This window comes from Micromonospora sp. NPDC049799 (assembly GCF_040656655.1).
Taxonomy (GTDB): domain Bacteria; phylum Actinomycetota; class Actinomycetes; order Mycobacteriales; family Micromonosporaceae; genus Micromonospora.
Genome location: NZ_JBFAMU010000004.1, coordinates 42,938 through 52,588, shown reverse-complemented (window position 1 = coordinate 52,588; position 9,651 = coordinate 42,938). Strand labels below are relative to the sequence as shown.

Here is a 9,651-nt window from a genome sequence, read left to right as displayed (position 1 = left end):
CGGCGATGCCCAGGCCGGCGAGGACGTCGAGGGCGTGCCGGCGCAGCAGGTCCTCGTCTCGGTCGCTGCGGGGCAGCCCGAGCAGCGCCGGCAGGAAGCCGGCCCGCGCGCTGTGCGTGGCGCCGGCCATCACGTTCTCCAGGACGGTCAGCCCGGCGAAGAGACCGGCTCCCTGGAGGGTGCGGGCGATGCCGAGACGGGTGAGCCGGTGCGGTCGCGGTCGCAGCGGCCGGCCGTCCAACGTGAGCGACCCCGACCCCGGGCGGACGAAGCCGCAGATCACGTTGAACAGGGTGGTCTTGCCGGCCCCGTTGGGGCCGATCACCCCCACCACCCGGCCGGGGGGCACCCGCAGGGAGACGTCGTCGAGGGCGGTGAGACCTCCGAAACGCACTCCGACGTGGTGCAGCGCGAGCCCGTCGTCCATCACCCATCCCTCGCTCGTGGCGGGAGTTATTTACACTCGCAGTGTACTTTTCTCGGATGCCGCGTCAAGACCTTCGATCTTCAGACCGACTGTTCCTCGCGGCTTCCCGCGCCCTCGCCGCCGCACCGAAGCGGGCGGGTTTCTGCACGCGGACCGCAAGGTGTGGCGGGGCGGTCGCGTCCGGCGACCGCCCCGCCGTACCCGGTCAGGCGCTCGGGCAGGTGTTGCGGTACTCCTCGATCGCCAGCCCCGTCGGGCCCGGGCAGAGGAACTGCTCGTAGCGGGTGTCGTCGTCCACGAAGCGCTTGAGCCAGGCCACCATCTGCCGGGCGGTGGGCGTGTTCGTGGACTGCGGGAAGAAGTGACTGGCCCCGTTGAGTTCGAGGTACGCCTTCTCCGCCGACGCGGGGATGCTGGCGTAGAACGGCTCGGAGTGCGACGAGACCGGGGCGATGCTGTCGGACTCGCCGCCGATGATGAGCGTCGGCACCTGCAGCTCGGACCAGGTCTTGTCCAGGTTCCACGGCGCCAGCGGCACGGCGGCCTGCAGCGACGGGCGGTCGGAGGCGGCCTCCAGGCTGCCGCCGCCGCCCATCGAGTGGCCAGCCACGGCCAGACGGGTGGCGTCGATCCGACCCCGCACCGAGCTGCGCTGCGTCAGGTAGTCGAGGGCGGCGAGCAGTTGCTGGCCCCGGCTGGCCGGCTGGTCGTACCGACTGTTGGTCTCGATCCCGATCACCACGAAGCCGTGCGAGGCGATCCGGGGGCCGAGCCAGCTGATGCTGGACCACGAGGCGGTGTAGCCGGGAGAGATCGCGATGGCGCCGAAGGTGCCCTCGCTGGTGGTGGTCGGGTAGTAGATGACGCCGCCGCCGAAGCCGGTGACGCTCCACGACGAGACGGACAGCGACGAGGTGGCGAAGGGGCCACGGCTCGCCTCCAGCAGCGCGACGGTCGGGGCGGGGCCCCGCTCGTACGGGTTGGCTGCCAGGGCCGGACCGGCCGGAGCGGCGAGGACGGCCACGGCGGCGAGGACGGCGGCCACCGCCAGCCGGGCGATGCGGGCGGTACGGGGACGGGTGGTGGTTGGTGATGACACGTCGGGCACTCCCTGGTGGTCGGGACATATCGACGTGGGTCAGTGTTGGACGGGCCGCCCGACCGCCGCATCGGCGAAATCACCAGTTCCCGCGGGTTCCGCTGCCCGGCCCGCACGTCTGGCACACTGCCTGGCGTGACGACGGACCACCTCACCGCCGCCGTGCGGGCCTTCGCCGAGGAGCGGGACTGGCAGCAGTTCCACACACCGAAGAACCTCGCGATGGCCCTCGCCGGGGAGGTGGGTGAGCTGCTGGCCGAGTTCCAGTGGCTCACGCCCGAGGAGGCGGGTCGGGTCATGGCGGACCCGGACGCCGGCGCACGGGTACGGGCCGAGATCGGCGACGTCATGATCTACCTGACCCGCCTCGCCGACGTGCTCGGTATCGACCTGGTCGACGCGGCGCTGACCAAACTGGACGAGGCGGCCACGCGCTATCCGGTCGAGCAGGCGAAGGGGTCGGCGACCAAGCGCTGACGTCAGGCCCGGTCTTCGGCCTCCCACGCCGCCCGGACGAGGGCGGGGAGGACCTCGGCGGCCGGGCCGCGCAGGTTGACGGCGGCCACCGCGTCCAACGGTGTCTCCTGCGGGTTGACCTGGATCACCGCGGCGCCGAACCGCGCCGCCACCTGCGGGATCTCGGCGGCGGGATACACCAGACCGGAGGTGCCGACGGTCAGCAGCACGTCGCAGGACGAGGCGGCGTCGACGGCGGTGTCCAGCGCGTCCTCCGGCAGCGCCTCGCCGAACCAGACCACGCCGGGCCGGATCGGAGCGGAGCAGTGCCCGCAGGACGGCGGGGTCACACGGCGGCCGTCCGTCGGCTCCTCCCCCGGCCCGTCCGCCGCCCGCGCCGGACGGGCGCACGCCGAACACCGCGGCGCGAACAGGCTGCCGTGCAGGTGGACGGGATCCACCGACCCGGCCCGTTCGTGCAGGTCGTCCACGTTCTGCGTGACGACGACGGCGTGCGGCACCCGGGCCTCGATCGCGGCGACGGCCACGTGCCCCGCGTTCGGTCGCGCCCGCGCGACGGCGGTACGCCGCCACTCGTACCAGCCCCACACGAGGGCGGGGTCGTCGTGGAACGCCTGCGGCGTGGCGAGAGCCTGGGCGTCGAACTGCTGCCACAGCCCGGTGAGGGCGTCGCGGAACGTCGGCACACCGCTCTCGGCCGACATTCCGGCCCCGCTGAAGACCACGGCCCGCCGGGCCCGCCGAAGCAGGTCCGCGGCCTCCCGTACGCCCTGGTTCGTCATCTGCCGTGGTCCTTCCCGTCGTGGCCGCGGTACATCTCGACTCAGCGACCCGTGGGGTCCACGTGGTCCCGCCAGGAGTGCCGAGGCTCGTAGCCCAGCACGCGTCGTGCCTTGTCGATGCTGAGCAGCGTCTCGTGCTCGCCGAGCTCCTTTCGGACCTCGACGCCCGGGTAGACCTCGGCCATGAGACTGGCACTGGACCTGCTCATGACGGTGTCGGCACTGGCGATGATGAAGACGTCCGCGCCGGGCCGGTCGTGGGCAAGTGCCCGCTCGACCGCCCGGGCCCCGTCTCGGGCGTCGATGTAGCCCCACAGGTTCCATCGCCGCAGGAGAGGATCGGCGTCGAAGGACGGGAACCCGGCGTAGTCCTCGACGTCCATGACGTTGGAGAACCGCAGGCCCACCATGACCAGCTCGGGGTCCCACCGGCAGAAGTGCCGTGCCATCTCCTCCTCGAGCGCCTTGTTCAGCGAGTACGTCGACTCGGGACGCGGCGGGTACTCCTCGTCGACCGGCGCGTACGGCGGCGGAGTGTCGAACGGCAGCCCGAGGACCGTCTCGCTCGACGCCCACACCACCCGCCTGATCCCCGCGGTGCGCGCCGCCGCGAAGACGTTGTACGTCGCGGCGGAGTTGTTCGCGAAGGTGGTCGCGTTGGGCAGCAGCCCGGGGGCGGGAACCGCCGCCAGGTGCACCACCGCCTGGACCCCGCCCGCGTGCTCGTCGGCGCCCCCGGTGAAGGCCTCCACCACCTGCCCGAAGTCGGTGAGGTCGACGAGAAGGAACTCGCCGTGGACGTCGCGGGGATCACCTCCGGGGGCGCGGTCCACGGCCAGCACGTCGACACCCACGTCGCGCAGGTGCGCGACCACGGCGCGACCGAGTTTCCCGGCGGCCCCGGTGACGACGACACGGCGGGGCAGTGCGGACGCGAGAACAGGATCGGTCATGGCGACATCCTTGCCCGTCGCGCGTCGCGCTGCACGGGATGACCTGCTCCGGACGCGATACGCTTCGCGCACCCCCACCCCGAGGCGGTGCGTCGTGGAGTCTCGGTACCGCGGTCTCCGGCGAGTGGTCGCCGTCCTGCTCCTGACCGTCGCCGTCGCGGTGCCGGCGGGGTCGACGACGGCGGACACGGCCGGGTCGACGTCGTTGCGGGTGCTCCAGATGAACCTGTGCAACAGCGGCCGGGCCGGCTGCTACACGGGCCGGTCGGTGGCCGGGGCCGTCGAGGTGATCCGCGCCGAGGAACCGGACGTGGTCTCCCTGAACGAGATCTGCCGGGACGACGTCCAGCCCCTCAGGCGAGCGCTGGCCGACGTCCGCGTCGGCGGCACCGTCGTGTCGGCCTTCCAGGCCGCCGGGGACCGCCCGAGCGGCGACGCCACGCGGTGTCGCAACGGCCAGCCGTACGGTATCGGTCTGCTGGTGTTCACACCACGCCGCGGGCACGTGGTGCACGCCGGCATCCACCCGACGCAGGACCTCGCGGACCCGGAGGAACGGGCCTGGCTCTGCGTCTCCGCCACCGTGGTGCACGCCTGCACCACCCACCTGGCGGCCTTCAGCACGGCCGCGGCGCTCGGCCAGTGCCGCCACCTGTTCGACACCGTTCTCCCGGCCGTGCGGTCGACCGATCCCAGTCGGCCTCTCGTGCTGGGCGGCGACCTCAACCTCCGGCAGGGCGGCACACCCGACGTACGGTCCTGCGTACCGCCGGACCACCCGCGGGCCGACGACGGCGCCGTGCAGCAGATCACCGCCACGACCGACCTCACCGTCCAGTCGACCAGGTCGATCGACATGGGCGGGACGACCGATCACCCGAGCATGCTGGTCACCCTCACGTCCGCCCTCTGACCGGACCGGTCGCGCCGGGGGATCAGCTGGCGCGGTTGAGGTCCCGCCGGCCGGGACGGGGTCGCCGGCTCTCCGTGGGACGCCGACGGCCCTCCGCCGCCAGCATCCGGCCTGCCGCCTCCAGCCCGGTCAGTGCCGCACCGTAGGCGGTGAGCTCACGCTGGAAGTGCTCGACCTTGGCGTACCAGAACTTCAGCTCGGGGTTCATCCCCTTGGCATTGATGTAGTTGACGATGTCGGCCTCGGGCGTGATGCCCTGCCGCGCGTAGTAGCTGTCGAACCGGGCCTTGGTCCGCTCGTACTTCTCGCTCATGGCGGTCAGGCTGGCCTCGGCCTCCAGCAGCCGGTCGCGCAGGTAGAGCACGTACCGGCCGGGAACCGGCGGCTCGGCGGGCACCGGACGGGGCGCGGGGTACACGGGCATCGTGCTCACCCGGCCCGACGTGCGGCGCCGCCGGCGGTCGGGCCGCTGACGCCACCCGTCCGTCGACGATCGGATCCACCGTGGAACATCGTGATCGACCTCCCTTCATCCGCCTGATCGCCTCGCACCGGCACCGGCGCGGCGTTGGGCCTCTCCCCTGCCGGTCGGGCGGTTCCGGCCGTCCCACCAGGCACGCAGTGACGTTCTTCTACCCCGGAACCCATCGTGCTATGCCGCCAGAAGCTACTGTCCGTGCGGGTCGGCCGCGTTGAGGGTCGCGACGACCTGGTCGTAGTCGCCGCGCGCCTCGCCGTAGCGGAGGAACTTGACGCGTGCGACCTGGATCTCCTTCGCGTCCGGTTGTGACTCGATCAGCCCGACGACCTCGGTCACGAACTCGTCCAGCGGCATCGCGAACGCGCTGTTCTCCTGCCCGGGCAGGAGCGACGTACGCACAGCCGGCGGCTCCAGCTCCACGACCTTCACGGTCGTGTCGGCCAGTTGCAGCCGGATCGACTCGCTGAGCATGTGGATCGCGGCCTTCGACGCGTTGTAGCTCGGGGTGACCTTGAGCGGTGCGAAGGCGAGGCCCGACGAGACGGTCATGATGGTGGCGTCCGGCTGCGCCCGCAGGTGTTCGACGAACGCGGCGATGAGGCGGATCGGGCCGAGCACGTTGGTCGTGATGACCGATTCGGCGGACGCGAGGAACGATGCGGGCTGGTGCCAGTCCTCGACACGCATGATGCCGGCCATCGTGACCAGGACGTTGAGGTCGGGGTGTCTGTTCAACACCTCCTTGGCGGCCGCGTCGACGCTCGCGGGATCCGCCGTGTCGATCGTGACGGTGTCGATCTCGGGATGTTCCGCGGCGATCTGCTCGAGCAGGTCCACGCGCCGGCCGCCGACGATCACCCTGTTGCCTCTGTCCTTCAGCGCGAGCGCGAGGGCGAGGCCGATACCGGTGGTGGACCCGGGGATGAAGATGGTGTTTCCGGAGATGTTCATGAACCAACCCTGGTCCGCCGTGCCGTTCGGGGGCAGAGACCGCTTGTCGGGGGATCGGCGATCCCTGGTTCGCGCCCGCCGTCGCCGGATACTCAGATCATGGACCGTGCAGCACTGGCCGATTTCCTGCGCCGCCGTCGGGAGTCCCTGCAGCCCGGGGACGTCGGGCTGGTGGCGGGCGCGCGCCGGCGCGCACCGGGTCTGCGACGGGAGGAGGTGGCCACCCTCGCCGCCATGTCGACCGACTACTACACCCGCCTCGAACAGCAGCGCGGCCCGCAGCCGAGCCCGCAGATGCTCGCGTCGCTCGCGCGGGCGCTGCGGTTGACGAGCGACGAACGCGACTACCTGTTCCGGGTTGCGGGGCACAACGCCCCGGCCACCGTGTCCACCACGACGCACGTCGCCCCGGCGCTGCTGCGCGTGCTGGACCGGCTCGACGACACCCCGGCCCTGGTCCTGTCCAATCTCGGCGAGACACTCGTGCAGAACCGGATGGCCGAAGCCCTGTTCGGCGACAGATCGGGCCACACGGGGCTCGCCCGCAGCGAGATTTACCGATGGTTCACCGATCCCGCGGAGCGGCTGCGCTACCCCGAGCCGGACCGCGACCGGCAGGGCCGCGCCCAGGTCGCCAACCTGCGTGCCGCGTACGGGTCGATGGGCCCGCAGTCGCGTGCGGGCGAGATCGTACGGGCGCTGCAGAAGGCGAGCCCGGACTTCGCCGAGCTGTGGGAACGCCACGAGGTCGCCCAGCGCTTCGCGGACCACAAGACGCTCATCCATCCCGAGCTCGGCCCGATCGAGCTCGACTGCCAGGCGCTGTTCACCGAGGACCAGTCCCAGGCCCTGCTCGTGCTCACCGCGCCGCCGCGCAGCGAGGGCTACGAGAAGCTGAAACTGCTCGCCGTGCTGGGGCACGAGCGATTCCCGATCGACGCGCCGCCACGTTGAATCCTGCCTGGCGAACCGGCCGAGGCAGAGCGCCGATCCACGTTCATACGCCGAGCTCGCGACCGTTCTCGTCCAGCATGTGCTCGGCCCAGTACCGGTCCCACTCGTCGCCGACGTGCTGCGGAACCTTGCCCTCGGGGAACTGCACGAAGCCGGCGGGCGGCGCTTGTCCGTCCTCGACGCAGGTCCGGCCGGTAGTGCTCCGCACCGCTGCCACCGGGTACTCACCGGAGGAGCAGATCGACTCCCGGAATGCGCAGCCGGCGGCCAGGAAGATCCCCGCCACGCCCCCCACCGTCAGCACAGCCACCGTTCGTCTACCCATGATCTGTTGCCCTCCCTCGTCGGTTCGGACAGTTTCGCAAGGGTCAGTGCAGGGGGACGGTGATCGGCTCGTGGGTCACCGTCCCATCAGGTCGCCGGCGGGCGACGGGAACCGGCGTGGCTCCCGGCGGCGTCGGCCCGTACGGGATCACGACCAGCCGGTCCGGCGTCACGTGCACGAGCAGGCAGTGCGGCACGGCGGCCCAGGACAGCGTGCCGGCCTCCGCGAGTCCGACCGGTGTCCTCTCGTCCAGCTTCCCGCCCGCGCCGGACACCACGTACTGCAGCTCGTCGACCTGCCCGTGCTGGAAGTTGTGCTCGTGGCCGTGCAGCAGCAGCCGGACGCCGTGGCGCCGGTACAGCGGCACCAGCCGTTGCAGTTGTTCCGGCATGGACTCGTGGTTGGGTCCCGCGCAGTAGGCGGGGTGGTGCGAGAACGGCACCTGCCACACCGCGTCACTGCTGGCGAGGGTCCGCTCCAGCCACCCCCGCTGTCCGGGCTCGTCGAACCAGTGCAGGCCCCGCTCGGCTCCCCAGGTGGTGTCGACGCAGACCAGCTCCAGCAGCGAGCCGACCCGCAGCCGGTAGAACAGGCCGGGGTCGATCGACGCCCGCCCGGCCTCCTCCCGCGGCCCGAACCGGCTGCGCAGGTAGAGGTTGTCCTCGAGCTGCTCCCGGTCGTCACTGGCCTCGGTGTCCGAGCTGTCGTGGTTGCCGGCGGTCGGGTAGAAGGGTAGGTGGTCGAACAGGTACCGGTACGGTTGGAAGAACGTGAGCCACCAGTCCTCGTCGAAGGCGCCGGTGGCGTCCTGCGGGCCGCCCGGCCCGTGGTAGATCGAGTCGCCGAGACCGACGACGAACCGGATGTCGAACGCGTCTGCCAACCGCTGCATCGTGCGGGCAACGGCGAGCTGCCGCATCCCGTCGGCACCGGAGGCGATGCCGACGCCGAAGTCGCCGACGGCCAGGAAGGTCACCGGGTCCGGCTGCGAGCCGCCGGCGTGGGTCCGCAGCCGCTGGTCGAGCGGCCGCCATGCGGCGCCCAGCGTCCCCGGCGCCCAGTCAAAGCGCTCCCCCGCGCCCCACGGCTCGCCGTCCACGAGCACTCGATACCGGTACGTCGTGGCGGGACGCAACCCCTTCACCCAAGCGTGGTTGGCCTCGTCGGTGACGGTCCTGCCGACGATCACCCCGTCGCCGTCGACCACCTCCACCACCGCCCGGCCACGCGGTTCGGACCGGGCGCCGAACGTCTCCCCGGTTCGCTCTGCCCGCCACCCGCCCGCGTGCTCCCCCAGGTGGAAGCCGCCCCAGGCGATCAGCGCGGCCTCGTCCGTGACGTCGACGAGCTGGACGTATGGCTCAAAGTGTGTGTGTGCGCCCACCACCGTGCGGTACCCGCGAAGGGAGCCGACGGAAACCCGGCATCGCGAGTGCGGTGGGCAGGCGCGTGGTCAGCACTCGGGGCTCCCGCTCATCCGCTGAGGTGGCCTGCCCGGCTTCGAGTCCCCAACACACGGTGCCGTTCCGGTGCGGGCGGGTCCCAGGTCGGATCTACATACCGGATGATCATGATGTGGAGTATCTGGACCTGTCTCGTACGACTACCTCGACTTTCCGCTACCGATGCGGGCCGTTGGATGACTGCGGCTCGGTAACGTCACGCTCGGCTGCCACGATTGTGACTTCTGTGGGGTCGTCAAGGGTAACGGCGAGTATCGCTACTACCTGCCCGACGGGGAGATCTACGCCGCGCCGATGATGATCCGTGCCGGCTCTCCGCTGCAGTGAACGTCGCCGTCAGCAGCCGCTCCGACGGCCGGCCCTCATCGCTCTGGCGGCCCCACGTGCGGAGCCAGTCGTTCCCCAGCAGCGAGGTTGTCCCGCCAGTAGCGGTAGACGAGGCCGCGTACGACCTCGACCGACCCTGCCGCGACCAGACAGGCAAGATGATCACCCCCGCTCGGTGCGTCGACGTCGAAGGCGACGATCACCGGTGGTTCTTCACCGACGTGCCGAACCACCAGTGCGCGTTCGTCGAGCGTGGGTTCCCGGAACCGAGGATCCCGGAACTGGGTGGGGCAGGCCAGGTATGCGACGTCCGCGAAGACCACCTCGAGACCGTGGTGGTAGGTCAGGTCGTATCCCGCGGCCAACCGAAGCCGGGCACCGTCGAAGTGCAGCACGTCCCAATCCCACCAAGATCCCTCAGGCAGATCGATCACGGCGCCGATCCTCCCATCGGTGTAGTCGATGGATGGGGTCGGCACTTGGATCTGCCGCACGTCGC

Annotated in this window: 12 protein-coding genes; 3 read left to right on the top strand and 9 right to left on the bottom strand. The window is 71.2% G+C overall.

Going from position 1 to position 9,651, the window contains the following annotated elements; translation table 11 throughout:
* On the bottom strand, window positions 1-427 hold a 427-nt coding region (locus AB0I76_RS01190), incomplete at its 3' end, for an ATP-binding cassette domain-containing protein (RefSeq protein ID WP_357028075.1).
* 205 nt (window positions 428-632) lie between these two features.
* Window positions 633-1,526: an alpha/beta hydrolase gene (locus AB0I76_RS01185; RefSeq protein WP_357028072.1), complete on the bottom strand. Its 894-nt coding sequence runs from the start codon at window positions 1,524-1,526 to the stop codon at window positions 633-635.
* A gap of 135 nt (window positions 1,527-1,661) precedes the next feature.
* On the opposite strand from AB0I76_RS01185, the gene AB0I76_RS01180 reads away from it, so the two are divergent.
* The gene (locus AB0I76_RS01180) at window positions 1,662-2,003 is read left to right on the top strand and encodes a nucleotide pyrophosphohydrolase (RefSeq protein WP_357028069.1); all 342 of its coding nucleotides are present in this window, start codon (window positions 1,662-1,664) and stop codon (window positions 2,001-2,003) included.
* A 2-nt stretch (window positions 2,004-2,005) separates the two neighbouring features.
* Here AB0I76_RS01180 and AB0I76_RS01175 read toward each other — a convergent pair whose 3' ends face one another.
* Window positions 2,006-2,785 carry an NAD-dependent deacylase gene (locus tag AB0I76_RS01175; RefSeq protein WP_357028065.1) on the bottom strand — a complete coding sequence of 260 codons (780 nt, stop codon included), beginning with the start codon at window positions 2,783-2,785 and terminating at the stop codon, window positions 2,006-2,008.
* Between the two features lie 41 nt (window positions 2,786-2,826).
* On the bottom strand, window positions 2,827-3,738 hold the full coding sequence (locus tag AB0I76_RS01170; RefSeq protein WP_357028062.1) for an NAD(P)-dependent oxidoreductase: 912 nt from the start codon (window positions 3,736-3,738) through the stop codon (window positions 2,827-2,829).
* Window positions 3,739-3,832: 94 nt separating this feature from the next.
* Between AB0I76_RS01170 and AB0I76_RS01165 the strand changes: the two genes are divergently transcribed.
* Window positions 3,833-4,651, top strand: a complete 819-nt coding sequence (locus AB0I76_RS01165) for an endonuclease/exonuclease/phosphatase family protein (RefSeq protein ID WP_357028059.1) — start codon at window positions 3,833-3,835, stop codon at window positions 4,649-4,651.
* Between the two features lie 22 nt (window positions 4,652-4,673).
* Here the strand turns inward: AB0I76_RS01165 and AB0I76_RS01160 are convergent, their stop codons facing one another.
* Window positions 4,674-5,075, bottom strand: a complete 402-nt coding sequence (locus tag AB0I76_RS01160; RefSeq protein WP_357028056.1) for a hypothetical protein — start codon at window positions 5,073-5,075, stop codon at window positions 4,674-4,676.
* A gap of 243 nt (window positions 5,076-5,318) precedes the next feature.
* On the bottom strand, window positions 5,319-6,083 hold the full coding sequence (locus AB0I76_RS01155; RefSeq protein WP_357028053.1) for an SDR family NAD(P)-dependent oxidoreductase: 765 nt from the start codon (window positions 6,081-6,083) through the stop codon (window positions 5,319-5,321).
* A 99-nt stretch (window positions 6,084-6,182) separates the two neighbouring features.
* On the opposite strand from AB0I76_RS01155, the gene AB0I76_RS01150 reads away from it, so the two are divergent.
* The gene (locus AB0I76_RS01150; protein WP_357028048.1) at window positions 6,183-7,037 is read left to right on the top strand and encodes a helix-turn-helix transcriptional regulator; all 855 of its coding nucleotides are present in this window, start codon (window positions 6,183-6,185) and stop codon (window positions 7,035-7,037) included.
* A gap of 43 nt (window positions 7,038-7,080) precedes the next feature.
* Here the strand turns inward: AB0I76_RS01150 and AB0I76_RS01145 are convergent, their stop codons facing one another.
* The 3 genes from AB0I76_RS01145 to AB0I76_RS01135 form a co-directional block, all read right to left on the bottom strand.
* Window positions 7,081-7,323, bottom strand: coding sequence for a hypothetical protein (locus tag AB0I76_RS01145; RefSeq protein WP_357028045.1), 243 nt, complete (start codon window positions 7,321-7,323; stop codon window positions 7,081-7,083).
* An 82-nt stretch (window positions 7,324-7,405) separates the two neighbouring features.
* Window positions 7,406-8,746: a metallophosphoesterase gene (locus AB0I76_RS01140; RefSeq protein ID WP_357028042.1), complete on the bottom strand. Its 1,341-nt coding sequence runs from the start codon at window positions 8,744-8,746 to the stop codon at window positions 7,406-7,408.
* A 441-nt stretch (window positions 8,747-9,187) separates the two neighbouring features.
* Complete coding sequence (locus tag AB0I76_RS01135) at window positions 9,188-9,586, bottom strand: hypothetical protein (protein ID WP_357028039.1); 399 nt, start codon at window positions 9,584-9,586, stop codon at window positions 9,188-9,190.
* Window positions 9,587-9,651: the final 65 nt, after the last annotated feature.